The sequence below is a fragment of the Mesorhizobium sp. WSM4308 genome, assembly GCF_002294905.1.
Classification (GTDB): Bacteria; Pseudomonadota; Alphaproteobacteria; order Rhizobiales; family Rhizobiaceae; genus Mesorhizobium.
In genome coordinates, this window is sequence record NZ_NSFW01000003.1 from 124604 (window position 1) to 150727 (window position 26124).

The 26124-nt window shown below is 64.3% G+C and carries 24 protein-coding genes; 5 read left to right on the forward strand and 19 right to left on the reverse strand.

From position 1 onward, the window contains the following. Positions 1-4 precede the first annotated feature (4 nt). Entirely contained in the window at positions 5-1513 is a 1509-nt protein-coding gene (locus tag CK227_RS06370) for a multicopper oxidase family protein (RefSeq protein ID WP_095772227.1), read from the reverse strand. Positions 1514-1676: 163 nt separating this feature from the next. Between CK227_RS06370 and ugpC the strand changes: the two genes are divergently transcribed. Continuing rightward, on the forward strand, positions 1677-2762 hold the full coding sequence (ugpC, locus tag CK227_RS06375) for a sn-glycerol-3-phosphate ABC transporter ATP-binding protein UgpC (protein WP_095772226.1): 1086 nt from the start codon (positions 1677-1679) through the stop codon (positions 2760-2762). Between the two features lie 37 nt (positions 2763-2799). On the opposite strand, the gene CK227_RS06380 is transcribed toward ugpC, so the two are convergent. The 12 genes from CK227_RS06380 to CK227_RS06435 form a co-directional block, all read right to left on the reverse strand. Next, positions 2800-3642, reverse strand: a complete 843-nt coding sequence (locus tag CK227_RS06380; protein WP_095772225.1) for a carbohydrate ABC transporter permease — start codon at positions 3640-3642, stop codon at positions 2800-2802. Next, positions 3639-4523, reverse strand: coding sequence for a sugar ABC transporter permease (locus tag CK227_RS06385; RefSeq protein WP_095772224.1), 885 nt, complete (start codon positions 4521-4523; stop codon positions 3639-3641). The genes CK227_RS06380 and CK227_RS06385 overlap by 4 nt, the downstream gene beginning before the upstream one ends. Positions 4524-4580: 57 nt before the next feature. Then, positions 4581-5855, reverse strand: coding sequence for an extracellular solute-binding protein (locus CK227_RS06390; protein ID WP_095772223.1), 1275 nt, complete (start codon positions 5853-5855; stop codon positions 4581-4583). Positions 5856-5969: 114 nt separating this feature from the next. Then, positions 5970-7475, reverse strand: coding sequence for an alpha-N-arabinofuranosidase (locus CK227_RS06395; RefSeq protein WP_095772222.1), 1506 nt, complete (start codon positions 7473-7475; stop codon positions 5970-5972). Between the two features lie 104 nt (positions 7476-7579). Further along, positions 7580-8506, reverse strand: coding sequence for a transcriptional regulator (locus tag CK227_RS06400; protein ID WP_095772221.1), 927 nt, complete (start codon positions 8504-8506; stop codon positions 7580-7582). A 147-nt stretch (positions 8507-8653) separates the two neighbouring features. After that, the gene (locus tag CK227_RS06405) at positions 8654-9007 is read right to left on the reverse strand and encodes a cupin domain-containing protein (RefSeq protein WP_095772361.1); all 354 of its coding nucleotides are present in this window, start codon (positions 9005-9007) and stop codon (positions 8654-8656) included. A 139-nt stretch (positions 9008-9146) separates the two neighbouring features. Continuing rightward, complete coding sequence (locus CK227_RS06410) at positions 9147-10040, reverse strand: sugar phosphate isomerase/epimerase (protein WP_095772360.1); 894 nt, start codon at positions 10038-10040, stop codon at positions 9147-9149. Between the two features lie 69 nt (positions 10041-10109). Continuing rightward, on the reverse strand, positions 10110-11048 hold the full coding sequence (locus CK227_RS06415) for an ABC transporter substrate-binding protein (RefSeq protein WP_095772220.1): 939 nt from the start codon (positions 11046-11048) through the stop codon (positions 10110-10112). Positions 11049-11128: 80 nt separating this feature from the next. Continuing rightward, on the reverse strand, positions 11129-12121 hold the full coding sequence (locus CK227_RS06420; RefSeq protein WP_095772219.1) for a COG4158 family protein: 993 nt from the start codon (positions 12119-12121) through the stop codon (positions 11129-11131). Beyond that, positions 12118-13662 carry a sugar ABC transporter ATP-binding protein gene (locus CK227_RS06425; RefSeq protein ID WP_095772218.1) on the reverse strand — a complete coding sequence of 515 codons (1545 nt, stop codon included), beginning with the start codon at positions 13660-13662 and terminating at the stop codon, positions 12118-12120. Before CK227_RS06425 ends, CK227_RS06420 begins: the two co-directional genes overlap by 4 nt. Then, positions 13659-15038, reverse strand: a complete 1380-nt coding sequence (locus CK227_RS06430) for a carbohydrate kinase (protein ID WP_095772217.1) — start codon at positions 15036-15038, stop codon at positions 13659-13661. The genes CK227_RS06425 and CK227_RS06430 overlap by 4 nt, the downstream gene beginning before the upstream one ends. Further along, a complete protein-coding gene (locus CK227_RS06435) occupies positions 15035-15817 on the reverse strand; it encodes a DeoR/GlpR family DNA-binding transcription regulator (protein WP_095772216.1) in 783 nt (260 codons plus the stop codon). The genes CK227_RS06430 and CK227_RS06435 overlap by 4 nt, the downstream gene beginning before the upstream one ends. 182 nt (positions 15818-15999) lie before the next feature. On the opposite strand from CK227_RS06435, the gene CK227_RS06440 reads away from it, so the two are divergent. The 3 genes from CK227_RS06440 to CK227_RS06450 are packed head-to-tail and all read left to right on the forward strand — an operon-like array spanning position 16000 to position 19181. Beyond that, positions 16000-17043: a class II aldolase/adducin family protein gene (locus tag CK227_RS06440; RefSeq protein ID WP_095772215.1), complete on the forward strand. Its 1044-nt coding sequence runs from the start codon at positions 16000-16002 to the stop codon at positions 17041-17043. Between the two features lie 15 nt (positions 17044-17058). Next, positions 17059-18333, forward strand: a complete 1275-nt coding sequence (locus CK227_RS06445) for an FGGY-family carbohydrate kinase (RefSeq protein WP_095772214.1) — start codon at positions 17059-17061, stop codon at positions 18331-18333. Next, a complete protein-coding gene (locus tag CK227_RS06450; RefSeq protein ID WP_095772213.1) occupies positions 18330-19181 on the forward strand; it encodes a TIGR01459 family HAD-type hydrolase in 852 nt (283 codons plus the stop codon). Before CK227_RS06445 ends, CK227_RS06450 begins: the two co-directional genes overlap by 4 nt. On the opposite strand, the gene CK227_RS06455 is transcribed toward CK227_RS06450, so the two are convergent. After that, positions 19168-20193, reverse strand: coding sequence for a sugar-binding transcriptional regulator (locus CK227_RS06455; RefSeq protein ID WP_095772212.1), 1026 nt, complete (start codon positions 20191-20193; stop codon positions 19168-19170). The two genes, CK227_RS06450 and CK227_RS06455, sit on opposite strands and share 14 nt — an antisense overlap. Positions 20194-20348: 155 nt before the next feature. Here CK227_RS06455 and CK227_RS06460 point away from each other — a divergent pair, with 155 nt between their 5' ends. Next, positions 20349-21143 carry a hypothetical protein gene (locus tag CK227_RS06460; protein ID WP_095772211.1) on the forward strand — a complete coding sequence of 265 codons (795 nt, stop codon included), beginning with the start codon at positions 20349-20351 and terminating at the stop codon, positions 21141-21143. 146 nt (positions 21144-21289) lie between these two features. Here the strand turns inward: CK227_RS06460 and ptsP are convergent, their stop codons facing one another. From ptsP to CK227_RS06485, 5 genes are read right to left on the reverse strand one after another with little or no spacing between them, the layout of a single operon-like run. Continuing rightward, on the reverse strand, positions 21290-23272 hold the full coding sequence (gene ptsP / locus CK227_RS06465) for a phosphoenolpyruvate--protein phosphotransferase (RefSeq protein WP_095772210.1): 1983 nt from the start codon (positions 23270-23272) through the stop codon (positions 21290-21292). A 56-nt stretch (positions 23273-23328) separates the two neighbouring features. Next, positions 23329-23709 (reverse strand): PTS glucitol/sorbitol transporter subunit IIA, encoded by a 381-nt coding sequence (locus tag CK227_RS06470; protein ID WP_095772209.1) that lies wholly within the window; start codon positions 23707-23709, stop codon positions 23329-23331. Between the two features lie 26 nt (positions 23710-23735). Then, the gene (locus tag CK227_RS06475) at positions 23736-24740 is read right to left on the reverse strand and encodes a PTS glucitol/sorbitol transporter subunit IIB (RefSeq protein WP_010911816.1); all 1005 of its coding nucleotides are present in this window, start codon (positions 24738-24740) and stop codon (positions 23736-23738) included. 16 nt (positions 24741-24756) lie between these two features. Next, complete coding sequence (locus tag CK227_RS06480) at positions 24757-25518, reverse strand: PTS glucitol/sorbitol transporter subunit IIC (protein ID WP_095772208.1); 762 nt, start codon at positions 25516-25518, stop codon at positions 24757-24759. 51 nt (positions 25519-25569) lie between these two features. Next, positions 25570-26007 carry a transcriptional regulator GutM gene (locus tag CK227_RS06485; protein WP_095772207.1) on the reverse strand — a complete coding sequence of 146 codons (438 nt, stop codon included), beginning with the start codon at positions 26005-26007 and terminating at the stop codon, positions 25570-25572. Between the last annotated feature and the right edge of the window lie 117 nt (positions 26008-26124).

Consider the following 26124-nt stretch of genomic DNA (forward strand, 5'->3'; position numbering starts at 1 on the left):
CGGACTATGCCTGCACGTCGACTACGCCCATCATGCCGAGCTGCTCATGCTCGAGGATATGGCAGTGATACATCCTCGGCCCCGGCCGGTCCTGCCGCAGCAGCAGCCTTACCGTCTCCCCGCGCGCGACATTGACGGTGTCTTTCCAGGCGCGATAGGCCGGCTTTGATACGTTACCGCCGCGTTCGTGTTCGATCACCTGGAACTGCGTCCCATGCACATGGAATGGATGATCCATGTCCGCCTCATTGACGATCTCCCAGAGTTCGACCTGACCGGCCTTGGCGACGACGTCGATGCGCTTCATGTCGAAAGCGGCGCCGTTGATCAGGAAGCCCATCTCCATGCCGCTGGCGTTCATGGCCATGGTTTCGGTGAAGACGAACCGGCGGCTGACAGCCGGAGCGCCGAGTTGCGCGATCGGCCGCAGCCTGTCGGGAAGTGGCGGAACTGGGTCCGCCTCGGTCTGCGAGACATTGACCGTCAGCAACGTCAGTCCGGCATCGGCTGGTCGCCCGGGACCCATCCAGCCGCGGTCATAATCTTGCGTGGTAAGCGCGGCCGCGCCGGGCTTGTTGAAAGAGACGACCAGTTCGAGCCGTTCCGCCGGGCTGAGCAGGATGTCGCCGGCCGCGACCGGGGTCTCCAGCAGACCGCCGTCGGTTCCGATGATTGTCATCGCCGCGCCGTCAAAGGAGAGCCGCAGAAAGCGCGCGTTGGTCGCATTGTAAAGCCGGAAGCGCCGCTTCGCACCAAAGGGCACCGTCAGTGTGGGATTCTTCTGGCCGTTGACCAGCACATGGTCGCCGACGCGCCCGTTCATCAGGTCCGTCATCGTGTTGTCGGGCAAGCTGCCATCGGCCGCAAGGCGCAGGTCGGTGAACACCAGCACGGTATCGCCATAGGCGGCCGGGATCGGATCGGCCTTCGGCTTGACCACGAACGCGCCGGCAAGGCCGCGGTAGACCTGCTCGGCGGTCTTGCCGTGCGGATGCGGGTGATACCAATAGGACCCGGCGCTGCCTTCCGGCAGATCGAAACTGTAGGTGCGGTCGGTGCCGGCGACGACCGGGTCCATCGGGTTGCCGTCCTGATCGGCCGGCACCGGCATGCCGTGCCAATGAATGGTGCTTGCCTCGTTCGCGATCCGGTTGGCGAAGGTGATCTCGACGCGGTCGCCCTCGACTGCCTCGATCAGCGGTCCGGGGCTGGTGCCGTTGTAAGCGAGGATCGGCGTGTCCAATCCCTCCGCAAAACGTGCCGTGGCGGACCCGGCCGTCAGCGTCGCCTTGAACAGGCCCGGCCTGCTGGCTTGGTTCGCCAGCAGGGGTAATTCGCGCAGCGCCTCGCCCTCGGGCAGAACCACCGTGCCTTGCGGCACGGCGGCCATGTCGTGGCCTGAGTGACCGCCCATATCCATGCCGGGCATGTCGTCCATCTTCATCTGCGCGACGGCACGCTTGCTCACAAGAACCGTCGCAAGACCTGCCGCCAGAAAACCTCGCCGATGCATCTTTCGTTTCCTCGACCAGTCGTTGAACACCCAAGGGTCCTAGGAGACTGCCGATGCCTGGCCACGTCAATGCGGCGTTTGGGCCGCCTGATCGACACGGCGCCCATAGTTCCTTGACATCGGGTATTTATCCGAAATTATGTAGGAAAGAAGGATCGCAGGCATGGCCGGAATCGCGCTTTCGGGCGTATCAAAGCACTTTGGCACAGTCGAGGTGATCCGCGACGTGAGCTTGGACATAGAGCCAGGAGAGCTGGTCGTGTTTCTCGGTCCGTCCGGTTCCGGCAAGACGACGCTGCTACGGATGATCGCCGGCCTCGAAAGCATTGACGAAGGCACGCTGACGATCGACGGGGTGCGCTCGGAGAACCTTGCGCCGGGCAGGCGCAACGTTGCGATGGTCTTCCAGAACTATGCGCTTTACCCGCATATGACGGTCGCGGAGAACATGGCCTTTGGGCTGAGGAACATTCGGGTCGCGCCGGATGTCATACGCCAACGGATCGCTGAGGCTGCGCGTATCCTGGAGATCGAAGGGCTGCTTCAGCGGCGGCCGTCGCAGCTCTCTGGCGGGCAGCGCCAGCGCGTGGCCATCGGGCGTGCGATCGTCAAGGAGCCCAAGGCATTCCTGTTCGACGAGCCGCTCTCCAATCTGGACGCGGCGCTTAGAGCCCGCACGCGCGTCGAGCTTGCCGAACTGCATCAGCGTTTGAAGTCGACGATGATCTACGTCACCCACGACCAGGTGGAAGCGATGACGCTCGCCGACCGCATTGTCATCCTCAACAATTGCCGGATAGAGCAGATGGGCAGACCCGTCGATGTCTATGCACGTCCGGCGTCGCGATTCGTCGCGACCTTCGTCGGGTCTCCGGCGATGAACATTCTGCCTGTCACGGTTTCGGGCTCGGGCGACAGGCTCAATGCGCGCTTGACCGACGGATCGCTGGTCGAACTTCCCAGCGCGCAGGTCAACATGGACTGGCGCGAACTCGGGGTGCGGCCGGAATCGCTGACTGTCGTCGCCGAAGGCGGTGAAACATCGGCCACGGCCACCGTCGTCGAGCGCCTTGGCGAGCGAACGCTGGTCTATGCGCGGCTTGCGGATGGGACGCAGGTCACGGCACAGGACCGTGGGGTTTCGAGCGTCAAACCGGGCGACGCCGTTCGGCTGAAGCTCGACACCACGGCCTTGCATCTCTTCGCCGCGGACGGATCGGCCTGGCACGCGGGCGCTGACGGGGCCTGAACCTGCCGAGCCTAAATCCGGTTCCACGCGACGCGCTTTAGCCCTTGATGCCTGCCGAGAGCGTTATCGCTTCGGTTACCCGGCGCTGGAAGAAGAGGTAGGCCAGTGCCACCGGAAGGCCGGCCAGTACGGCTGCCGACAGCTGGCGCGCGTAGTAGACACCGAAGGCGTCATTGACCTGCGTGATGCCGACGGTGATCGTCATCATCTCGGTGCGGGTCACCGAGAGGAACGGCCATAAGAACGCATTCCACGTCCAGATGAAGCAGACGATCGACAGCGCCGTCGTTACCCCCCAGTTCATCGGCATGTAGATCTTGAAGAGGATCCCGAATTCAGACGCATTGTCCATGACCGCGGCCTCGCGGAAGTCCTTCGGAACCTGGTCGAAGAACTGCTTGTACACGATGATGATGACGGGGTGGATGAGCTGCGGCAACATGATCCCGGCCCAGCTGTTGAGCAGGCCAAGGTTGGCGACCAGCACGAAATGATTGATGATCAGCGCCGAAGTCGGCACCATGAAGGAGGCGAGGATCAAATACCACAGCGCGATCCGCCCCGGGAACCGCAACTGCGAGATCGCGTAGCCGCACAGCATCGAGATGAAGATGGTGATGATCGTCACGCCGACCGCGACCGCCACCGAATTGACGTACCAGGCGCCGATCTGGGTGGTGGTCAGGGCGTCAATGTAGTTCTCCAGCGTCGGCGTCTCGGGCCAGAGTTCGATGTAAGGCCGGATGACCTCGTCGTCCGGTTTGAGCGATGAGATCACGCCCCAATAGAGCGGGAACGCCCACAGGATGGCCCAGACGAGCGTCAGCGCCGTGATAATCCCGCCCCAGACGTTCCAGCGTTTCGCTGCCATGGCGTTCATCGGCGCCGCCTTTCGGCAAACCGGAGCAGTTGGAATTGCAGGACCGAGACGACCACCACGAGCACGAAGAGGGTGACGGCGACAGCCGCCGCCCTGCCTCCCTGGTTCTGCTGGAAGGCCTTCTGGAAGACGTAGTAGACAAGCACCATATTGTCGTTCGGCCGGCCGCCTATCGAGAACAGATAGACCTGATCGAAGATCTTGAGCTGCAGGATGAGCTGAATGGTGAATACCAGCGAGGTGATCGGCCACAGCAGGGGCCAGGTGATACGCCGGAAGGTCGTCCATCGCGTCGAGTTGTCGAGTGCGGCGGCTTCGTAGATCTCCATTGGTATGGACCGCAATCCGGCGAGGAAGAGGAGGATCGAGAAGCCCGCGGTCCACCAGATCGTCACCCCGGCCACCGCAGGCAAGAACCAGACGCGCGACTTGAAGACCGGCACGCGCGGGATTCCCAGCCAGTCCAGCACATGCATCGCGATCCCGAACTGGAAATTCAGCGTCCAGTCCCAGATCAGATAGACGACGGACACCGGCAGTATGTAGGGCAGGAAGAACAGCGCCAGCACGATCGCCTGGAACCGGCCCTTGAGACGTGAAACGCCAAGCGCGATCAGCAGGGCGATGAGTGTCCCGGGGACGACCGTCATCACCACGAAGTAGGCGGTATTCCAGAGCGCGCGCCGGAACATCGGGTCGTTGTCAAGCCGCAGGTAGTTGTCGAGACCGACCCACCGCCCCGTTCCGATCAGCGGCGCATCGGTGAAGGAGATGCGAAACATCTGGACCGTCGGATAGACGAACGCCAGCAGGTAGATCGCCAGAAAAGGAGCGATCAGCACCAGCGCGACAAGACGTTCAGTGCGGGAGTTGCGAAGCATGGCTCTTCCTTGGAGATGGCTGGGACCACCCTGGGGAGGGGTCCCAGCCTTTGAGCCCTACATGCTGTTCAGCTCTTCCTTGATGGATTTCACCGCCTCGCCCGGGTCCATCTCGCCGTTGAGGGTCGGCACGAAGTAATTGGACATGATGTCGAAGATCGGTCCGGCGACACCGGCCTTGGGCGACTTAGGATCGAAGATCATGTTGGCCGTCAGCGTCGAGTAGGTCGCATTGGGCTGCATTGCCTTGTATTCGGCCGTCTCGGTGACTGGCTTGTATGCCGGGATGTGGCCTGCCGTGGCCCAGAACAGCGAGTGCTTGTCCATCCATGAGATCACCTCGAGAACGGCGGCACGCTTTTCCGGGCCGATCTCCTTGCCCTTGTTCTTCGGGATTGCGAACGAATGGCTGTCCGCATACGTGCATGGCTTGTCGAAGATCACCGGGATCTCGACGGCGCCCCAGTCGAACAGCTTGCCTTGCTTGGCGAGGTCGGTCATCGTGGGAACTTCCCAGACGCCGTTGATCATCATTGCGGCCTTGCCCGAGGTGAACAGGGCGACGGTCGCGGGATAGTCCGTGTAGGTCGACTGCAGCCCGGCCTTCGTCCACCCTTGCAGGACTGTCAATGCGTTCGCCAGCTTCTTGCCGTTGTCGCCGGCGAGGAACTCGTTGCCCGTCAGAAGCTCGCCGCCTTGCTGGCACACCAGCGAGTAAATGGTGCGGTACATGAAGTTGCCGTCGGCGGTGACGCTGCCCAGCGGGAACTCGACGCCGGCATCCTTCAGCTTCTGCAGTGTCGCGGTGAATTCCTCCTTGTTTTTCATGCCCATGGGACGGCCGTCGTCGCCGAGCACGCCTGCCTTCTTCAGAAGGGCGCGATTGTAATACAGGACGATCGGATGGGTATCGAGCGGCACTGCGTATTGCTTGCCGTCGACCGTCACGGCGCCCATCGTCGTCTCGGCGAAGTCCGAGGCCGAGAGGCCCATCTTGCTCATGTCGTCGGCGGTGATTTCTTGTAGAATGTCCTGGCTCACCGCCAGGGGGATGCGGCTGGCGTGGTAGGTCATGACGTCTGGCGCCTCACCGACCGCCGCCGAGGTCTGCACCTTCGCGTAGAAGGGCGTGCCCCACTCCAGCGTCGTGGCGTCGATCTTGATCTTGCCGGCGTGAGCGGTGTTGAAGTCGGCGATCATCTGCTTCATGCGCACACCGTCGCCGCCGCCGAGGAAATCCCACCACATGACGGTTTCTTCGGCCTGGGCCGCGACGGCCCAAATTCCTCCGGCCGCAACCACCGCTATGGCCATCATCCTGCGAAAGTTCATCTCAGCTTCCTCCCGAGTACGGCGGTTAGATCCGCCTTGAACGTTTCAATGCTACACCAAACCAATCCGCCTGCAACGGATTTTACGGTATGTATCTGATAGTCGGATATTAACTCAGAGCGTCACGCGCACCATCGAATAGGAGTGCGGCGGCAAGTTCAGCGTCATTCCCTTGCTGCTGAGCGTTGCCCCATTGCCTTTGACCGGTGATACGTTGTCCGGCGCCTCCTTCGTATTGCAGGCCTCGAGATCGTCATGACGGATGATCGTATGCTCGATGGACTTGGCGGCGAACCGCTCGAGGGCGACGTCGGCCTCTATCGTCTCGGACCCATGCCGGTTGATTGCGAAGAAGGTCAGCGTGCCGGCGTTCGAATCGTGCACGCCTGCTATGTCGAGCCATGGCACCTTGTCGGCCGCAGCCGCGTCATAGGTAGGGACCTCGACCGCGAGTTGCAGCGCGGTGCCGCGGCCGTGCCTGGAGGCCAGCATGAAAGGCCAGTAGATCGTCTGCCTCCAGGCGCTGCCGCCGGGATCGGTCATGATCGGCGCGATAACGTTGACCAGCTGCGCAATGCAGGCGATGCGAACAACATCCGACCGGCGGATGAAGGTGTTGAGGATGCAACCGACCTGCAGCACGTCCTCGAAATTGTAGATGTCCTCCAGAAGCCTGGGTGCTTCCGGCCAGTCCCAACTGCGCATGCGCGCGGCGTCCTGCTTGCGCTGATGGTACCAGACGTTCCACTCGTCGAAGGAGATCTTCACGTCCCGCTTCGAGCGGGTCTTGGCCTTCACATAGTCGATGATGCCCGCGACCGTGCCAATGTAGCGGTCGAGCTTGGCCGGAAGAGCGAGATACTCGGCCGTATTCTTCTCGTAGTTCTCGAAATACATGTGGAGAGAGATGTAGTCGACCTGTTCGTAGGTCGCCTCCAGCACCGTCGCTTCCCACTGCGGATAGGTCGGCATATTGGAATGCGACGAGCCGCAGACGACCAGTTCCACCGTCGGGTCGAGGCCGCGCAGCGCCTTGGCGGTCTCGTTGGCGAGATGGCCGTATTCGCTCGCCGATTTGTGGCCGACCTGCCAGGGGCCGTCCATTTCATTGCCGAGACACCAGAGGCGGCAGTTCCAGGGTTGCGCGCGTCCGTTCTTGGCCCTGAGGTCGGACCAGTAGCTGCCGCCCGGGTGGTTGACGTATTCAACGAAGGCCCGCGCCTCGTCGAGGCCGCGGGAACCGAGATTGACGGCAAGCATCATCTCGGTGCCGGCTTTTTCGGCCCAGTCGGCGAATTCGTGGATGCCCACCAGGTTCGGCTCCGCGGTGCGCCACGCAAGATCGAGCCGCCGCGGGCGGTTCTCCTTTGGGCCTATGCCGTCTTCCCAATTATAGGCGGACACGAAGTTGCCCCCTGGGTAGCGGCAAATCGGAGTGTCGAGCGCACGCACCAGCTCGATCACGTCCTTGCGCATCCCCTCCGCGTCCGCTTGCGGATGTCCGGGCTCGTAGATGCCCGTGTAGACCGCCCGGCCAAGATGCTCCAGAAACGAGCCGTAAAGGCGTTTGTCGATATCCGCGACGGCATAGGCCGCGTTCGCCGTGACTCTGGCCTTCATGATCCCTCCCACTGCGGATTATCAATCCGACTTTCTGATCTATATCCGGGTCGTGGATCAGTTAAGGGTCGAGTTCGTCCGCCCGTCAAGGGCCAAATATGCTCTCAAGCCTTCAGCAGGCGCAGGACGATGTCGTTGCTGTAATTGCCGAAGCCGCTGCCGAAGATGTTTATGCCGCCGGGGTGACGCGCATCATCCTTCACGCCGATTCGTATCCGGATCGAGCGGTGCCGCTCGAGCTCCAGGTCAGCCAGCGAGCATTTGGAAACCTTGGTGTTGTTGCGATAGGTGCCGTTGTTCGTGACGCGCCAGTGTGCGAGGTCGCCATACTGTGATCCGGCCAGCTTCCACCAGCCGGGCGTATGCTTGCCGCGCTTGTCGCCATAGTCGGCCGGCGCCGTCCAGGTATCTATCTCGTGCCCGTTGATCGCGACCGTGATGTCCGACGGCCAATCCTTCGATGTGCCCGGCACCTCGGACGAAAGCTCCATCGCCAACTCCAGCCCACCGACTTTGGCATTGGCAAGCGTCGCATTGTTGGGAAACTGGTATTCGACGAAGCCGCGCGTGAACCACAGCAGCCCGGCCCGCATACGGTCGGGATCAAGGAAGGTGTCGGGCACATCGAGAAGTCCGATGACGCCGTCCTTTGAACACAGGCCGCAGGGAGCGGAAACTTCGCATCTTGTATAGAGCCCAAGCGGCATCGCCACTTCTATGACGCCGAGATCCTGCGCCGGGGTGCGGTCCTTGAAGACGACAACCAGCTCGGAGAAGGTCGAATAGCAGACCTTCTGGCTTCCCTTGCGCGCCTTCTGTGATTTCGTCTCGATCAAACCGACATCGACAAGAACCTGGATGTTTGCCGAAATCGTCGATTGCGGAAGACCCAGTTCTTCGGCCACCTGATTGACGTTTTTCGGCCCCTTGCGGTGCAGCAGTTCGAGAATCCGGACCCGGACCTCGCTCGCCAGGCTCTTCAACAGGTCGAGCCGCTCAAGCGGATCGACAACCATGATTTCATTTGACATATGGCCCCGCACTGGTCACACGGGTTATGTATCAGCAGATCAGATACAAATAAAGCCACGGCGTTGTAAATCGAACCGCATGGTCCCCGCCACTTGCAGGTCGGCCCATTGCCGACCTGCAAGCTTGGCACAACCGAGTCGGCCGGCTCAGGCCACCCGGACGACGAAATGCTTGGTCACCGGCTCGATGATCTTCCAGGTTCCCTTGAAATCGGCTTCCACCACGAAAGCGTCGCCGGGGCCGACTTCGACCGGTGTGCCGCCGTCGGGGGTGATGATGATGCGGCCGGCGATCATGTGCACGAACTCATAGTCGGTGTAGGTCGCGTGATAGGTGCCGGGCGACGCCCGCCAGGTTCCCGACATCACCTTGCCGTCCTCCGTCGTGTGCTGGACAGCGGTTTGCATGGTCGGCTGGCCTTCGACCACGACCCAGCCAGGCAGGTCGCCGGCTTCCGCGTGTTCGACCGGGCCGAATTTGAGGATCGTCTTGTTCGTCATGCCGGGTTCCTTCTGCTTCATGTGTCGCAAGGTCGGATAGCCGATGCATGGGACCGGGGCAATGCAGGCACCCCGGGAACGAAGAGCGTTTACGCATCCAGGCATCACGCCTGCGGGGGGCCTGCCGCCCGCGGCCGCCCTACGGCTTGTGACGGGCCGAGACCAGTTCCGCCTTGCGCCGCGCCGTCTCCAGCCCGAGGCCGATGAAGGCGCGCGCGTGCTTGGCGAGCGCCATATTGTCGGTCCACAGATTGCGCCAGATCGCGGTCTTCTTCGACAGGTTCTCGTCGACGATCTCAGACGAGAAGGATTCGAAGCTGAGATCGTCGGCATAGCCGATGGCGATCAGCGCATCGAAAATCCCGGCGAAATCGATATTCCCGGTGCCGAGGAAGCCGCGATGGCTCTCGCCGATATGGACATAGCCGATCTTGCCCGCGGCGTGGCGGATGGCCAGCCCGACATCGGCTTCCTCGATGTTCATGTGGAACGTGTCGAGATGCAGGAAGATGTTGTCCGAGCCGCTATCCTCGATGAAGGCGAGACCTTGCGCGGCGGTGTTGAGCAGGTTGCTTTCGAAGCGGTTGACGATTTCGAGATTGAGCGTGACGCCGGCCGCCTTCGCCGTCTCGGCGACCTTGGCCAGCGTTACGGCGCTGCGGGTCCACTGGTCGCGCGTTGGCGCTTCGACCTGCAGGCCGTGGCTTGCCGACAGGATGCCGGCGACCTTGCGGCCGCCAAGATCGCGCGTCAGCGCGATGGTCTCGTTGAGGACCTCGACGCCCCGCGCGGCGACCGCCTTGTCGGCGCTCGATATGTCGCCGTCACCAGGCAATCCGATGCTAATCGCCACGCCGAGGCCGAGATCGGCGATGCGTTTGGCAAGCCCGCCAATATCGACATCGGCCGGGTCGAGGTAGGAGAATTCGATCAGGTCGAAGCCGGCCTCCCTAGTGTTGGCCAGCGTGCGTTCAAGCTCGCTCTGTTCCGAGCTTGCCGACCAGACGAAAGAATGGATTCCGATGCGCGCCATGATCGTCTCCGGTTTGCGGCGATGAGAATAGGCGCGGCCGGACAAGTCCGGCCGCGCTTGTTGGAGTGATCAGCGGGCCGCGGTCCAGCCCTTGTAGTCCTTCAGGTTCTCGGCTGTGATCAGCTTCGGATCGAGAAGCACTGTGGCCTCAGCCGGCTTCTTGCCGGCAAGCAGCTCGGCCGCCATCGTCAGCGACTGGCCGGCCATCACATAGGGATCCTGGGAGGCCGAGGCCTTGATCATCGAGGAGCCGGACGAGAGCTCCTTTTCGATATCGGGCGCGCCGTCGACCGCGGTGAAGATGAATTCCGAGCGGTTGAGCTGCTTGGCGGCAAGCTGGGCGCCGATCGCCGTCGGATCGTTGATGGCGAACACCGCGTCGATCTTGTCGAAGCGGGTGAGCAGCGACTGGAACACTTTCAGGCCGCCGTCGCGCGAACCTTCGGCGTTCTGGTCGTCGGACAGGATCTTGATGTCGGCATGCTGCGAGAGCACGTTCTTGCAGCCCTTTACCCGCTCCAGGATCGACGACGATGCCGGACCGTTGAGGATGACGTAGTCGCCCTTGCCGCCGGTATGATCGACCAGGTACTGGCAGGCTTCCTCGCCGGCCTTGACGTTGTTGGTCATCACGGTGACGTCGGCGCCCGGCGCCGAAACGTCGAAGGCGGCGACGATGATGCCGGCGGCCTGTGCCTTCTTCACCGCCGGCGCGATCGCCTTGGCGTCCACCGCGTTGAGCATGATCACGTCGACGCCCGCGGCGATGAAGGAATCGACCTGCGAGACCTGCTTGTTGAGATCATAGTCGGCCGATACCGACGTCACCTCGACCTTCGGGTTGTTCTTCTTGGCCGCGTCCTCGATGCCCTTGATGGTGGCGACGAAGAAGGGGTTGCCGAGCAGGCCGACCGAGATGCCGACCTTGTTGAGGTCCTTGGCCGATGCCGGCGCGATGGCGACGGCCGCGAACGCGGCGCCGCAGAGCAGTTTGGCGATGGTCTTCATTACGCTTACTTCCTCCTGATGCACCGAGCCTCTCACGGTGCGTTACACAAGCCGGTCTTTGATGCCGGCGACCAGGTCACTCACGTTCTCGCCCCTGCCTGGAGCCGGTAGCGGTCGAGGGCGACCGCCACGATGATGACCAATCCCTTGATGATGTACTGCCAGATGTCCGAGACACCGGCCAAGATGAGCCCGTTGGAGAGCACCGCGATGATCAGGCCGCCGATCAGCGTGCCCCAGATCGAGCCGACGCCGCCGACGAAGCTGGTGCCGCCAAGGATGACGGCGGCGATGGCGTCGAGCTCGTAGGACTGGCCGAGCTGCAGGCCGTTGGCGGCGTAAAGCCTTGCCGCCGACATGGCGCCACCGAGCCCGGCGAGCAGGCCGGACACGCCATAGACGAAGAGCAGCACCAGCGGCACCTTGATGCCGGTCAGCCGCGCCGCCTCGGCATTGCCGCCGACGGCATAGATCCAGGTGCCGAGCACGGTGCGCTTGAGCACCAGCCAGGACAGCACGACGACCGACAGCGCGATGACGACCAGCCAGGGAATGCCGAACAGCGAGCCATTGCCGATGAAGTCGAAAGGCAGGTCCGAGTTGAACACCGTCGTGTCCTGCCCGAGCAGGCGGGCAATGCCGCGCACGGCCGTCAGCGAACCCAGCGTGACGATGAACGGCGGCAGCCTGATATAGGCGACGAGCAGCCCGTTCACGAGCCCGAAGCCGAGGCCGACGAGGATGGCCGCCGGCACGCCGAGCAGACCCCAGTCGGGCACCAACGACACCAGCACCGCCACCATCGCCGACGCGGCGAGGATGGAGCCGACCGACAGGTCGATGCCGCCGGTCAGGATGACGAAGGTCATGCCGGCGGCAAGCACGATGTTGATCGACGATTGCTGCGTGACGATGAGCAGATTGGTCTCGGTGAGGAAGCGGGGATTGATGAACTGGAAGCCGGCCGCCAGCAGCACCAGCACCGGCAGCATGCCGAGCGCCGCGAAGGTTGTGCGCAGCCGCCGGCTACTGACCGCCGCCTGATCCACGCTCGTCGTCGTTCTGTCGGTCATTCCTGGGCCGCTCCCGTCGCAAGTTCCATGATCGCCTCCTGGCGCAGCGGCTCGCCTCCGGATGCCGTCACCTCGCCTGCTATGGCGCCGTCGCGCATCACCAGCACGCGGTCGGCGACGCCGATCACCTCGGGCAATTCGCTGGAGATCATCAGGATGGCGATGCCCCGGTTGGCGAGGTTGTCGATCAGCCGGTAGATTTCCGACTTGGCGCCGACATCGACGCCGCGCGTCGGCTCATCGAGGATGACGACCTTCGGCTCGGTCTCAAGCAGCCGGGCGAGCAGCACTTTCTGCTGGTTGCCGCCCGACAGCGAGCCGGCATTGGCCTGCGCCGAGCGGGTGCGGATCGACAGGTCCGCGATGGCTTTAGCCGCGCGCCTGTCGGCGGCGCCGAAGTCGCGCAATCCGCCGGTCCGCGCGTCCCTGGCCAGCACGCCCATGCTGATGTTGTCGGAAATCGACATGTCGAGGAACAAGCCGAGTTCCTTGCGGTCCTCGGTCAGGTAGGCGATGCCGGCGTCGAGCGCTTCGCGCGGCGAGCCGATTGAGATCGGTTTGCCGTCGAGTTCCAGCGTGCCGGCGCTGCGCCTGTCGGCGCCGAAGATCAGCCGGGCGAGCTCGGTGCGGCCGGAGCCGACAAGACCTGCCAGAGCCAGCACCTCGCCCTTGTGCAGGTCGAACGAGCAGTTCTTCAGCAGACGTCCGTCGGACATGCCGCGCACCGAGAGTGCGATGGCGCGCTTCGCGTCCGGCGGACGATGATCCTTCTTGTAAAAGGCGGAGAGATCGCGGCCGACCATCATCGACACCAGCCGCGAGGCGTTGAGGTCGGCGCGCTCCAGTGTGCCGACATAGCCGCTGTCGCGCAGCACGCTGACACGGTCGGCGAGCTGGTAGACCTCTTCCATGCGATGGCTGATGTAGATGATGGCGATGCCATGCGCCTTCAGCGTCGCGATCACCTCGAACAGGCTGTCGGTCTCGCGCGACGTCAGCGACGTCGTCGGCTCGTCCATGACGATGATGCGCGCATTGGTCGACAGCGCGCGGGCGATCTCGACCAGCTGGCGCTCGCCGAGCGACAGGCTGGAGACCAGCGCACGCGCCGAGAAGGAGACGCCGAGCCGCGCTATGATTTCGTTCGCCCGCCGGTTGCACTGGTCGCGGTCGACAATGCCGAAGCTCCGCGGCTCGTTGCCGAGGAAGATGTTCTGCGTCACCGTCAGATTGGGCGCCAGAGACAGCTCCTGATAGATCACCGCGATGCCAGCGGCGCGAGCCTTGATCGGATCGCCGGTCGCGGCGGGCACGCCATCGATCAGGATCTCGCCGCCGGCATCCGGCCGATAGGCGCCCGACAGCACCTTCATCAGCGTCGACTTGCCGGCGCCGTTCTCACCCATCAGAGCATGCAGCTCGCCGGCTTGGACGGTGAGCGAAACATCCTGCAAGGCGCGGATCGCGCCGAAGGTCTTGGAGATGTGCCGCATCTCCAGCACCGGATGGCCGCTTGCCCGCTTTTGTGCCGCCGCGCTCATCGTGCACCACCCGCCGCCTTGATGGCGTCGCCCTGCCCGCCAACGCGATCGCGCCAGGCGTCGCGATAGCCGGCAAGGCCGGCGAAGCGTGCCGCATGCACCGGCTCCGGCGCCTCGGCGGCGAAGTCGCGTCCGACGCCCTCGAAGGCAAGTGCTGCCGCGCCCGTGGCGCTGCCCTCCAGCGTGGCGCCCTGCAGGAAGGCCTGGCCGGGACGCAGCTCAGCCAACACTCCGGCAAGCAGGCCGCCAGCGTTCAGCCCGCCATCGACGATGACGGTGTCTTGAGAATGGATGAGGTCAAGGCAGCGATCGACCATCAGCGCCACATAGAGCAGCGCCGCCGCGGCGCGTTCTGCGGCATCGGGCGTGCGCCCGACCAGGCGGCCGGGATGGTCCGGCATCGGCCCGCCCGGCGCGAAGCTCGGCAGCGCCATGATGCCGGCATCGATCGCTTGCTGGATCGAGCCATGCGGGATCGCGCCTTGCCAGTCGCCGCTGATGGCGGCGAATTCGCGCCCGCCCATGAAGCGGATGGTCGGCACCGGGCCGCCGTCGACATCGACATTGACCAGCATGTCGCGGTCACGGTCGAGAACGTCCAGCGGGCAGTCGGGATTGAGCACGACGACCCAGGTGCCGGTCGACACCACGGTCAGCGGGCCAAGCTCCTGGCGGCGATAGGCATGGAGCGCCGCATTCGAGTCGTGGACGCCATTGTGGATGGCGATTGGCCGTGCCGCTCGGCCAAGACGCCGCTCGCCGATGACCGCGCCGGCGCGCGCGAAGGCCGGCATCTGGCGGCGCCAGCCCTCGGCATCGACCAATGAGGAAAAGTCCCGTTTGCGCGGCGCCCACAAATGCGAATGACAACCGAGATAGGATACCTCCGAGATCGGCCTGCCACCGAGGCGCCAGCTCCAGTACTGGGGGTAGCCGAGGACCGATTTCGCCGCCGCGAACGCATCGGCATCGACGTCCTGCAGCCACAGCATGTGACGGCCATAGTTGAAGCCGAGCGGCAGGCGGGGCGAGAACGTCTCGGCAAAATCCGGAATGCGGCGATCGATCCGGGCAGCGATTTCGGCCGGCGGCTCCTGTTCGTAGTCGAGGATCGGATGCGTCAGCGCCGCGTCGTCCACGAGGGCGAAGGTGCAGCCATGGCCCGACACCATCACCCCTTCCACGCGATGGTTTTCGACCGCCTCCGTGACGGCAGCGAGCGCCCAGTCATGGAGGGCGGCCTCGTCGAGCACGCTGAAGCCGTCCTGGCGCATCCATTTCGGTTGGGTCCGGCGCTCGTCGAGGATGCGTCCATCCTGGCCGAAGACGAACAGCTTCGAATTGGTCTTGCCAAAATCGAGCACCGCCACTTTCACGGGACGGCTCCCGTGGTGGACGCGATCCGCACCATGACGCCGGCATCCTCCAGCATGCGCGCATCGGCATCCGAAAGACCGTCGTCGGTGATCAGCGTGCCGATGCGCGACAGCGGCAGAGCGACATTGCGCGCGTGGATCGACAGTTTTCGGCTGTCGGCCAGCACCACGATCTGGTCGGCGCACAGGCTGAGATCGACAATGGAGCGCACCAGCAGCGGATGCGATTCCAGCACGCCTTCCTGGTTGAGGCCTTGCGCGCCGAGAAAGAATTTCGACGCGTAGAAGGGCGTCGCCTGGACCGACGAATGGATGATGCCGGGTTCGCGATGCAGCTCGCCGCCGGCAACGGTCAGGCTGCAATGGCCATGGTCGCTCAGATAGGCCGCGAGCGGCATCGAATTGGTGTAGAGGCGGATGTTGCGCTCGGCGAGCTTGACGCCGAGATGGAAGCAGGTCGAGCCGCCATGGACGATGACCGCGTCGCCGTCGCGCACCATGGTCGCCGCGATGGCCGCGATCTGCCGCTTGGCCTCGACTGCGAGGTCACGGTTCTCGTCATAGGGCCGGGCATAGGCAACACCCGCATGCGATGCGCCGTCGAGCGCGGAAATCCCGCCATAGACCTTGCGCGCCTCGCCGGCCTCGTCGATCCGGTCGATGTCGCGCCTGACCGTCGCCGCCGAAACGCCAAGCCGCTCCTGCAGCTCGCGCACCGAGGCGAACGGGCGGTCCCGCAGCAGTTCGACGATCTGACGCTGGCGGCCGGAGTCGCTCAACTCTTTTCCTCCCAATGCCATTTTCCACGGCAATTGGTGCAACTTACTCAACATTAGTCAGATTGCAAGCTGGTTTTGATGATAGTAGATCACTGTTGACGTAAGTCGCTCGCATCTGCGATATCAGCGCCAACACCCGGTCCCGGCGGCGGATCCCGGGCAAGCGTTGAAGGAAAGGCGCCATGGCAACCCAAGCTGACGCGCAGGAACTGGCGGCCTTGCGGACGCTTTCAGCCCGTATCGGGCTCAACCCGCATATGACCCAGGCGGCGGGCGGCAACACGTCGCTCAAGGCCGGCGACACGCTGTGGATCAAGGCCTCCGGCACCTGGCTGAAGGATGCGCTCAGCGACGACATCATGGTTCCGGTGGCGATGGCGCCGCTGCTCAAGGCGGTCGAAGAGCGCGATCCCGCCGCCGACAAGCCGCAGGCCTTCGCCATCGACGAACTCAATCCGCGCGGCCTGCGCCCCTCGATCGAAACCACGGTGCATGCCTTGATGCCGCAACGCGTGGTTCTGCATGTCCACTGCGTCGACACGATTTCGCTTGCCGTGCAGGCCGACGGCGAGGCCGAGGTCGCCAGGCGGCTCGGCGGCGTCGAATGTGCCTATGTGCCCTATTGCCGGCCGGGTCTGCCGCTCGCCCGCGGCATTGCCGAGAAACTGCGGCCTGGTGTCGATGTGCTGATCCTTGGCAATCATGGGCTGGTCGTCGCCGCGCAAACTGTGGCCGAGGCGGAGCGGCTGCTCCATCGCGTCCGCTCGCTGTTGGCACGGCCGGCGCGCGCGACCGCCGCGCCCGACATCGCGGCCCTGACAGCGCTTGCCGCCGACAGCGCCTACCGGCTGCCGGTGGATCTGGAAGCCCACGCAGTTGCGCTCGATGCGCAAAGCCGCCGCATGGCGGAGGCCGGCAGCCTCTATCCCGACCATGTCATCTTCCTCGGCCAAGGTTCGGTGGTGGCCAAGCCAGGCGAGAACGCGGCTAGCGTCGCCGCGCGCCTCGGCACGGCCCCTGTGGCGATCCTGTTTCCCGGCGCCGGCGTGCTGATGCGCGGCGACGCCAGTGCTGGCGCCGACGCCATGCAGCGCTGCCTCGCCGACGTGACGGCTCGCGTCGACGTCGCGGCGCGGTTGAATTATCTCACCGCTGCCGAGAACGACGAACTGGTCAATTGGGACGCCGAGCAGTATCGCCAGAAGCTCAATGCCACAGGCGGCTAGCAAAGGACTGAAGACATGATGCCTCTTGTCATCGGCATCGACATCGGCACATCGGGCGCGCGCGCCGTCGCCATGCGTCCGGATTTTTCCATTGCCGGCCAGTCGGCGGTCCGGCTCGACAAATTCGGCCAAAATCCCCGCTCCCCCGCGGCATGGTGGCAAGCGGTCCGGGCGGCTCTGACAGAACTGCTTTCGGGCATCGACCGCACTGCTGTCCGCGCCATCGCCGTCGACGGCACGTCGGGCACGCTGCTGCCCGTCGACGCCGCCGGGCAACCGCTGGCCGAGCCGCTGATGTACAACGACAAGGTCGACGACGCCGGCATCCTGGCAGCCATCGCCCGCGAGGCGCCTGAGGCGAGCGCCGCGCACGGCGCGACTTCAGGCCTGGCCAAGGCGTTACGGTTCCAGCATCTGCCCGGCATCGCGGCCGTGCTGCACCAGGCCGACTGGATCGCCGCAAACTTCTCCGGCCACTACGACGTCAGTGACGAGAACAATGCGCTGAAGACGGGCTTTGATGTCGAGGCGCGCCGCTGGCCGGACTGGATCGCGTCCACCGGCATGCGCATGGACTTGCTGCCTCATGTGGTCGAGCCGGGCGATGTCACCGGCACGTTCACCGTGGCCGCCGCGGAACTGTTCGGCCTGCCGCGCGATGTGGTCGTGGTCGCCGGCACGACGGATGGCTGTGCCTCGTTCCTGGCGACGGGCGCCACGACGGCCGGCGACGGCGTCACGGCGCTGGGATCCTCGCTCACCATCAAGATCCTGTCCAGCCGGCCGATCTCGGCACCGCGCTTCGGCATCTACAGCCATCGCCTTGGCGACACCTGGCTGGCCGGCGGCGCGTCGAATTCGGGCGGCAAGGTGCTGGCCCAGCATTTTCCGCTGGCGCGGATCATCGAACTCAGCGCGGCAATCGATCCTACGACGCAAACCGGTCTCGACTACTATCCGCTTAGTACGACGGGTGAACGATTTCCGATCGCCGATCCCACTTTGCCGCCGCGTCTTTCGCCGCGACCGGAAAGCGACACCGACTATCTCAAGGCGATGTTCGAGGGCATGGCGGCGATCGAGGCGCTCGGCTACCGCAGGCTGGCCGACCTCGGCGCGCCGGCGCTGACCTCGGTCAGGAGCGTCGGCGGCGGCGCCGCAAATCCGGCCTGGACCGCGATTCGGCGACGCAAGCTCGGCGTCGATTTCCTGCCCGCACTTTCCGACGAGGCGGCCGCCGGCACGGCGCGGCTGGCGCTAAAGGCTGCAAGCAAGGCAGGACTGGCATGAGCGCGAAAGCAATCGAACGCCTCGACGGTATCGGGCCGCTGGCCGAGCGCTATCAGGTGTTCCTGCTCGACCAGTTCGGCGTGCTGCATGACGGCCAGGCTCCTTATCCAGGCGCGGTAGAGGCATTGTCGGCGCTGAAGCGCGGCGGCAAGACGGTGGTGCTGATCTCCAATTCCGGCAAACGCGCCAGGCCCAATGAGGACCGCTTGCTGAAGCTCGGCTTCGCCGCCGGCAGTTGGGACCATTTTGTCTCCTCCGGCGAGGTGGCGTGGCGATCCTTCAACGAGATGGCGGCATCGGGAAAGCTGCGTCCGGGGACAAAATGCCTGCTAATCAGCCGCGACAACGACCGCACGGCGGTCGAGGGCCTGCCCTTTGTGCTGACCGAGGCCGGCGAGGACGCCGAACTGGTACTGATTTCGGCCAGCGAGGGCGACCGCCACGACCTCGACCATTATCGCCGGCTGCTCGCCCCGGCGGCGGCGCGACAGGTGCCGTGCTTCTGCACCAACCCCGACAGGATCATGCTGACGGCGGTCGGACCGCGCTTCGGCGCCGGCGAGATCGCCGACCTCTACGAAAGCCTGGGCGGCAGCGTCACCCGCATCGGCAAGCCCTATCCGGCGATCTTCGACGCGGCCCTGGCGCTGGCCGGCGAACCTGACCGCGGCAGCGTCGTCTGCATCGGCGACAGCGTCGAGCATGACATAGCTGGCGGCAACGGCGCCGGCGTCGCCACGGCGCTGGTGCTCGGCGGCATTTTGGCGGACACGCCGGACCTTGCCGCCGTTTTCGACGAGCAACAGGCCTGGCCCGACTACATCACGGCATCCTTCAGCTTGCGCTGACCGCCTCGAGCATGCGCTTGGCGCTTTCCTCGTCGGTGATCAGGATCGTCGGTGCAATCAGGTTCATCGCGCCGAGCAGCGCCTCGGTCTTCTCCTCGCCGCCGGAGGTGAGGATGCGGATTGGCGCCGCGCGCAGACGGTCGACTTCCACCGACATCACATGGCTGTTGACGGGATGGTCGACCAGATCGCCGTTGCGGTCGAAGAAATGGAACAGAAGGTCGCCGACAGCGCCACGCTCGAGCAGGGCCTCGCGGTCCGCTTCCCTGAGAAAACCGCCGCGAGAGAAGGTGGTGGCCGAGGCGATGCCGCCGACGCTCAACAGAACCGCATCGAGCACGTTGGCCATCTCAAAGACCTCCTGCAGGCCGCAGCGCTCGACCAGCGCGATCTTGGTCTCGACGCTGTCGACAACGGCCGGCGTCGGGATCAGATAGCCGTCGCCCTGGAAGATCTGGGCGAAGCGCCAGGCGAACTCGGCCGGGTTGTAGCGTCGCACGACGCCGACACCGCCCAGCAGCGAAATGACCTTGAAATCGGAGAGCGACTTGGCGCTGATGAAGGGCAGGCTGGAGAACAGCGTCCGGCCCCAGCCGACGCCGACGCGCATGCCGGATTTCATCGTGTCGGACAGGAAAGCCCCGGTCTTGGCGCTGATTGCGGGGATCGGATCGGCATTGGGCGCGGTGAGCGGGGCGACCAGCGCCTGCTGCAGGCCGAAGGTCCGCTCCAGAGCGCGCTCCAGCCGTACGATCTCCGACAATTCGCTCTCGATGGTGATCTTCACTTCGTTGCGCGAGCGCGCCTCGGCCAGCATGCGCACGATGGTGACGCGGCCGACGCCAAGCACGTCGGCGATTTCGTTCTGCGTCATCTGCTCGACGAAATACATCCAGGCGGCGCGAATCCTGAGGCGGTCCGTCCGGCTTTCACCAGCGACCTGCTCGGTCGTCTCCGCTCCTGTCCGCCCTTCTTCGGCCCGCCCTTCTTCGGTTTGTCGTCGCCTGGCCAATCATCCCTCCCCCGCGGCGACGGACGAGCGCGCCGTCGCCGATTCTGCATGCTGGTCTAGTATCGCCTATTGATCTACCAATCGATAGGAACAATGTAGAGTCGGTGGCTGGCCCTGGCCGGCCGTCCTGCAAGGCACTTTCGAGGCAGACCGCGATGCTCCGACAAATCTCCGAAGACGTCCGCGTCAATTTGAAGGACCGGTTGCGGGAGGTCCGCGACATCATCCGGCAAAGCCGCCATGACGGCACCGGTGACGCCAGCGTGCTGCACGAAGCGACCAGCCATCTGCCGCCGTTTCCGGGCAAAGGCATCGAAGGCCTGCTCAGCCATGCCGCAAGCGCCGTCGACGAGGCTCTGTCGATCGCCGAATCCTTTGTCCCGCACGAGCGCCCGATCAAGGTGGACGGCACGACCGTGAAAGGCCTCGGCACCTATTTTCCGGCCGGAAACGAAGAGCGGCAGTTGAGCGCCGAGCGCCTGTTCCGGCGCGACATGTACTATTTGACGAAGGCGGTGCTCGCCGAGCTGAAGATCGACAACGCCCGCATCCACGAAGCCGATTTCGCCGCCGCGCATGCCACGATGCGCAAGCGCCATGGTGATTTCCTGTCCGCGTTGACCACGCCGGGCTCCGGGCTGCAGGCAATCGCGGCCACTTGTGCGGCGTTGCTGGTCGAGTTGCTCAGCCAGCGTCCGGTGCACTTTGGCGAAGCCGCGCCGGGAATCGCCGGGGAGCGCGCGCTCGACATAAGCTGCCTGGCGCCTGTGGTTCTGGCCTGCGGCTTGGCGACAACCGGCCGTGACGGCGCGCCGGAACCCGACATGCTGGAGATCGCGATCCTGGCTGCCGATATCCGTCACGATCGCATCGTACAGGCCTGCGCCAAGGCAAGCCCGGTCGATGAACTGACGCCAGTCTTCGCCATCTTGCTTGCGCATTTGCCGTAAGCTCCAGCAGCGCTTCCGGAAATCCAGAGCGTTTCACCGTTTCATGGAAACGGCGAACCGCTCTAACTCTTTGTTTTAACGCGATTCCCAAGGGATAGCGCTACGCGCTTTTCCCAGGAAAACCGCTCACACTTTTCCTGGAATGGCTAATCCCCTGCTGCCATGGCCGTGATCGTCTTCTTGGCGCGCTGAATGGAGGCCGGGCTCATCGAAAGCTCGGTCAGACCCATTTCGATGAAGGCCGGGATCAGATCCGGGCGTCCGGCCGCCTCACCACACATGCCCACCATGATGCCGGCGGCGACGCCGGCTTTGGCCGTCAGCTCGATCGCCGACATGACCGCCGGATTGGTGACGTCGTTGAGCCTGGCGACCGTCGGGTTGAGCCGGTCGGCGGCCATGATGTATTGGGTCAGGTCATTGGTGCCGATCGAGAAGAAGGCCACTTCCCTGGCCAGCGCCGGCGCGATCAGCACGGCCGCCGGGGTTTCGATCATCACGCCGAGATCGAATGTCGCATAAGGCACGCCTTCGGCCTTGAGTTCGGCGGCGCATTCATCGACCAGTGCGCGGGTGCGCGTGACTTCGGAAATATCGGACACCATCGGCAGCATCACCTTGATGTTGCCGTGCACGGCGGCCCGCAGCAGCGCCCTAAGCTGGCGCTTGAAGATATCGGGCCGGTCAAGACACATGCGGATGCCGCGCCAGCCGAGAAAGGGGTTCTCCTCGTCGGGAAACTCGATGCCGGCGATCGGCTTGTCGCCGCCGATGTCGAGCGTGCGCACGATGACCGGATAGGGCGCGAAGGCCTTGGCCAGCGCTGCATAGGTCTCGGCCTGCATGTCCTCCGAGGGAAGATGCATATGGCGCATGAACAGGAGCTCGGTGCGGAACAGGCCGACGCCCATGGCGCCCGCCTCCTGCGCCGCCTCGATCTCCTCGAGCGAGCCGATATTGGCCGCGACCTCGATCACCTTGCCGTCGGCGCGTTTCGGCGTCACCGTCTTGAAGGCGGTCAGGCCGGCGCGCTCCTTCGCCGCCGCTTCGACGCGGCCGGCATAATCGGCGCGCGTCGCCGCGTCCGGGTCGATGATCACATGGCCGGTGTTGCCGTCGAGCGCCACGTCGCGCGCGGTGCGCAAGGCATTGACCTGGTCGCCAAGGCCCAGCACCGCCGGAATGCCGTGCGAGCGCGCGATGATGGCGATGTGCGAGGTGGCGCCGCCATGGCCGCAAATAACCCCGCCGATGCGCTTCAGCGGCGCCCGCGCCAGATCCCAGGCGCCGATGTCGTCGGCGATCAGAATGGCGCCTTCGGGAATGCTTTCGAGGCTGACGTCGTCCTGGCCCAGCAACACCAGGCAGATCTGCCGTCCGACGGCGTGGACATCGTCGGCCCGCGCATTGAGGTAGTGATCGTCGACCGCGCTGAAATCGGCGGCGATCGTGGAGGCTGCGGTGATGACGGCAGACACCGCGTCGTTTCCGCCCCTGATCGCCTTTTCGGCCTCGCCGGTCAGGCTGTCGTCGGCGGCGATATCCCTGAGTGCCGCGACGATGCCGCGGTCTGCGGCAGACAAGCTGTCGTGCGCCAAGGTCCGGTCCATGCGCGCCTGGACGGCGGCGACGGCGGCACGGAACCTGTCGATCTCGCCGGCGATCTCTTCCGCCTGCAGCATGCGGCCCTGTCCGGCGATCTCGAGCGGGAAATGCGCGAAGGCCGGCCCGATGGCGACGCCCTCGCTTGCCGCGACCCCCCGCAGGCCGTTCGTTTGGCCTGTTGCAGCCGGCACGGATTGGGGTGCTGACAAGGATGCCGCCTGGCCGGCATCATTCGCCGGGCGCTGCGGCTCGGCTTCGTCGTCGAGACCCGCCTTGGGATTCTCGAGATAGCCGATCAGCGCTTCGATCGCCTCGATGGCGTCGGCGCCGTTCGCCCGCACGGTGACTTCCTGGTTTTCCTTGACCGCCAGCAGCATCAGCTTGACGGAGCTCTTGGCGCTGACCGCCTTGCCGTCCTTGACCAGCTCGACATCGGATTCGAAGCCCTTGGCGAGCTTGACGAACCGCGTGGCGGGACGGGCGTGCAAACCTTCATGCACTCTGACGATGGTCGAGCGTTCCATGGCAAATACTCTGCTTTTTTAAGCGCCAAAACCAGATGGGTCGCGGCGCGAATGCTTCAGGCGGCGATGGTGATGATCGCGTCCGTTTTCAGAGCGAACACGAGCGCCTGGGCATCGACCTGCGATGCGCAGATCTCGCCCGGCCTCTCGGCCTCGGTGGCGCCGTTGAACGAGATGACGACGTGGCCCATCTCGAGCACCTTGCTCCACGCGCTGGAGCCGACGGCGGTTATGACTGCGGAAACCGGACCAAGGGTGATCGAAGCGCCCTTTTGCGGCGCACCGTCGCTCGGTCCGACCTCCGTCTTGTGGAGCACCGAAACCTCGGCAAGCTCCGGCGGCGAGCCATCCGCAAACAGGATGACCACGCCCCCTTCGGCAAGATCCGCCACTTCGGGCCCGATGGAAGTGACCCGTGTTCTCAGCAGAACCGTCATGTGGCGAACCTCATTCTCTCATGTCCTTAGAATACGATCAGGCTGACGACCCATGCGATCAGCACGGATACGGGGCCCATGATCTGGCGGCTGATGAGCACCGCCGGCACACCGATTTCAATCGTCTTCGGCTTGGCTTCGCCGAGCGCCAGCCCGACGGGGACGAAGTCGCAGCCCACCTGGGTATTGTAGGCAAACAGCGCCGGCAGAGCCATCGCCGGCGAAATCGTGCCGTTGGCGATCTGCGGGCCGATGATGGCCACGCCGATGACCTGCGCGATGACGGCGCCCGGCCCGAGGATGGGAGACAGGAACGGCAGGCCGCAAATGGCCGAGATGATCAGCAGGCCGACGATGTTGTTGGCCAGCGGTCCCATCGGCTGGGCGAGCACGTCACCGATGCCGGTGTAGAGGATCAGGCCGATGAGCATGGTCACGAAGGCCATGAACGGCAGCACGTTGCGCACCACCTGGTCGATCGTGCGGCGGCCGGCATTGAAGAAGATGCCGACCACCCGGCCCATGACGCGTCCGATCGAGCTGATCAGGCCGATCAGACCGCCTTCGCTCGGCAGCGGCTGTGGCGCCGCCGCTGCTGTGTTATTGCCTGAACTCATCGATGCTGCTCCCCCCGCAGTGGTGACCGCCTCGGATCCGTCCGCCATTGTGACGTTGGCCGGCTTCACGCCCGAAACGTAGATGTCCTCGGTGATGAACTGGGCGAGCGGCCCAGCCTGGCCGACCGGCGTCAGATTGACGGTCGGGATGCGCTTGCGCGGATAGACGCCGCAGCGTGCGGTGCCGCCGCAATCGACGACGACCACTGCCATCTCACCTTCGATCGGCGGCGCCTTGAAGCCGTCGACCGCCGTGGCGCCGGTCATGTCGGCGATGAGTTGGGCGACGGGATGGATGCCGCCGCCGGTGACGGAGACGACCTTGTCGCGCTGCGCGGTCGGCTCGATGACGAGCGGGCCGCCCCAGCCTGTGTTGCCCCGGGAGATCTTTACGGCTTTGAATGTCCTGTCCATGATGTCCTCCCCGCCCTTACAGCTCGACGCCCTGGCGGCGTGCCATGATGGTGGTGATGCGCTCGGTGAGCATGCCCTTGAGCAGGATGACGACGAGGCCGACAATGGCGTACCAGATCGCCACCTTGACGTGGTAACCGGCGACGACAACGCCCTTCTTCTCAAGCTCGAGCAGAGCCACGAGAATGCCGCCCCAGACGAAATATTCGCCCGGATTGATGTGTGGGAACAGGCCAAGCGGCGGATGCACGTAGGACACGGCCGCGTCATAGAAGGCCGGCTTGTGCTTTTCCTCCAGGAACGATCCGAACGTGTAGGCCATCGGGTTGGTGAGGAAGAACACCGCCAGCAGCGGCAGCAGCGTATAGCGGGTCAAGGCAATCCTGCCGGCGCCGCGCGCCAGGCCATGCACGCGCTCTTCGCCGACCAGTTCGGTGACGGCGTAGAACGCGGTCATCAGCACCACCAACGTCGGAATGATGCCGGTGACGAAGCCGGCGAACACTTCGCCGCCCTTCTGGAAGATGCCGATGAAGTACTTGCCGATGGCGGTCAGCCAGCCGAGCTGCTCTTCCTGCTGGACTTCCTTCAGTTTTTCCTTGAACTGATCGACGGTTATGGGTCCGCTGTCCGCTTGTGCCAGGACAACGAGATGGTCGGAAGCATGCTCGACGGCGAGCTTGCCATGCAATGCGGCATCCGAGACCATAGTACCTGCGACATGCAGATTGTGCACGGCCATGTCGGCATGCTGCGCCAACAACGAAAATACAGACATTTCTCCTCCTTATGCCGCCCGCCGGTTATCCCAGTCGGTGCGCGGCGTCCTCTAAGCCCTTGCTACGTTCAAGCCGGCCAGGCCCGGCTTCTTCCCCGGCTCCGACCGTGTTTTGTCGATCTGTTCGATCGCCCGTTTCACGGCCTCGGCCACACCGGGTTCCCCCTCCCCCATGATCGCAGGGTTGGACCGGAGTCGATCGAGGGGAACACCCTCGAATTCTTCATGTCTTTTGAACTTGGTGAAGACGGACCGGCCGCTCATCACCATCAGGCGGCGCACGATCAGGTCGGGCGTCACCACGACGAGCGCGATGGTGCCCTTGGCCAGCCGGCCGCGAAAATTGCCGGCTCCGATGAAGCCGTCCTTGTACTGGTCGGTGACGCCCCGGAAGACATCCGAATAGTGCCGCATCTGCAGCCAGACGCCGAGCGACTGCAGCGCCCACACAATAACCAGCAGAAGCAGTCCCCACTGCCAAATCGCCATTCGGTTCTCCTCCCGAAGCCTCCGTTGAACCGCACCTTGGACCGGCACGCGACAACATCAAAGTGAGAACATTTGTTTCCGCGAATGTCAATATGTAAGATATTAGTCTCCGCTACG

What these genes read in the sequence shown, in the direction of transcription:
- CK227_RS06475 (WP_010911816.1), bottom strand. Translation starts at nt 24,740, where the DNA reads ATGGACAGGACATTCAAAGCCGTAAAGATCTCCCGGGGCAACACAGGC.
- CK227_RS06460 (WP_095772211.1), top strand. Translation starts at nt 20,349, where the DNA reads ATGCTCCGACAAATCTCCGAAGACGTCCGCGTCAATTTGAAGGACCGG.
- CK227_RS06395 (WP_095772222.1), bottom strand. Translation starts at nt 7,475, where the DNA reads ATGAAGGCCAGAGTCACGGCGAACGCGGCCTATGCCGTCGCGGATATC.
- CK227_RS06390 (WP_095772223.1), bottom strand. Translation starts at nt 5,855, where the DNA reads ATGAACTTTCGCAGGATGATGGCCATAGCGGTGGTTGCGGCCGGAGGA.
- CK227_RS06415 (WP_095772220.1), bottom strand. Translation starts at nt 11,048, where the DNA reads ATGAAGACCATCGCCAAACTGCTCTGCGGCGCCGCGTTCGCGGCCGTC.
- CK227_RS06450 (WP_095772213.1), top strand. Translation starts at nt 18,330, where the DNA reads ATGAGCGCGAAAGCAATCGAACGCCTCGACGGTATCGGGCCGCTGGCC.
- CK227_RS06485 (WP_095772207.1), bottom strand. Translation starts at nt 26,007, where the DNA reads ATGGCGATTTGGCAGTGGGGACTGCTTCTGCTGGTTATTGTGTGGGCG.
- CK227_RS06410 (WP_095772360.1), bottom strand. Translation starts at nt 10,040, where the DNA reads ATGGCGCGCATCGGAATCCATTCTTTCGTCTGGTCGGCAAGCTCGGAA.
- CK227_RS06445 (WP_095772214.1), top strand. Translation starts at nt 17,059, where the DNA reads ATGATGCCTCTTGTCATCGGCATCGACATCGGCACATCGGGCGCGCGC.
- CK227_RS06370 (WP_095772227.1), bottom strand. Translation starts at nt 1,513, where the DNA reads ATGCATCGGCGAGGTTTTCTGGCGGCAGGTCTTGCGACGGTTCTTGTG.
- ptsP (WP_095772210.1), bottom strand. Translation starts at nt 23,272, where the DNA reads ATGGAACGCTCGACCATCGTCAGAGTGCATGAAGGTTTGCACGCCCGT.
- CK227_RS06425 (WP_095772218.1), bottom strand. Translation starts at nt 13,662, where the DNA reads ATGAGCGCGGCGGCACAAAAGCGGGCAAGCGGCCATCCGGTGCTGGAG.
- ugpC (WP_095772226.1), top strand. Translation starts at nt 1,677, where the DNA reads ATGGCCGGAATCGCGCTTTCGGGCGTATCAAAGCACTTTGGCACAGTC.
- CK227_RS06380 (WP_095772225.1), bottom strand. Translation starts at nt 3,642, where the DNA reads ATGAACGCCATGGCAGCGAAACGCTGGAACGTCTGGGGCGGGATTATC.
- CK227_RS06385 (WP_095772224.1), bottom strand. Translation starts at nt 4,523, where the DNA reads ATGCTTCGCAACTCCCGCACTGAACGTCTTGTCGCGCTGGTGCTGATC.
- CK227_RS06470 (WP_095772209.1), bottom strand. Translation starts at nt 23,709, where the DNA reads ATGACGGTTCTGCTGAGAACACGGGTCACTTCCATCGGGCCCGAAGTG.
- CK227_RS06405 (WP_095772361.1), bottom strand. Translation starts at nt 9,007, where the DNA reads ATGACGAACAAGACGATCCTCAAATTCGGCCCGGTCGAACACGCGGAA.
- CK227_RS06420 (WP_095772219.1), bottom strand. Translation starts at nt 12,121, where the DNA reads ATGACCGACAGAACGACGACGAGCGTGGATCAGGCGGCGGTCAGTAGC.
- CK227_RS06480 (WP_095772208.1), bottom strand. Translation starts at nt 25,518, where the DNA reads ATGTCTGTATTTTCGTTGTTGGCGCAGCATGCCGACATGGCCGTGCAC.
- CK227_RS06400 (WP_095772221.1), bottom strand. Translation starts at nt 8,506, where the DNA reads ATGTCAAATGAAATCATGGTTGTCGATCCGCTTGAGCGGCTCGACCTG.
- CK227_RS06440 (WP_095772215.1), top strand. Translation starts at nt 16,000, where the DNA reads ATGGCAACCCAAGCTGACGCGCAGGAACTGGCGGCCTTGCGGACGCTT.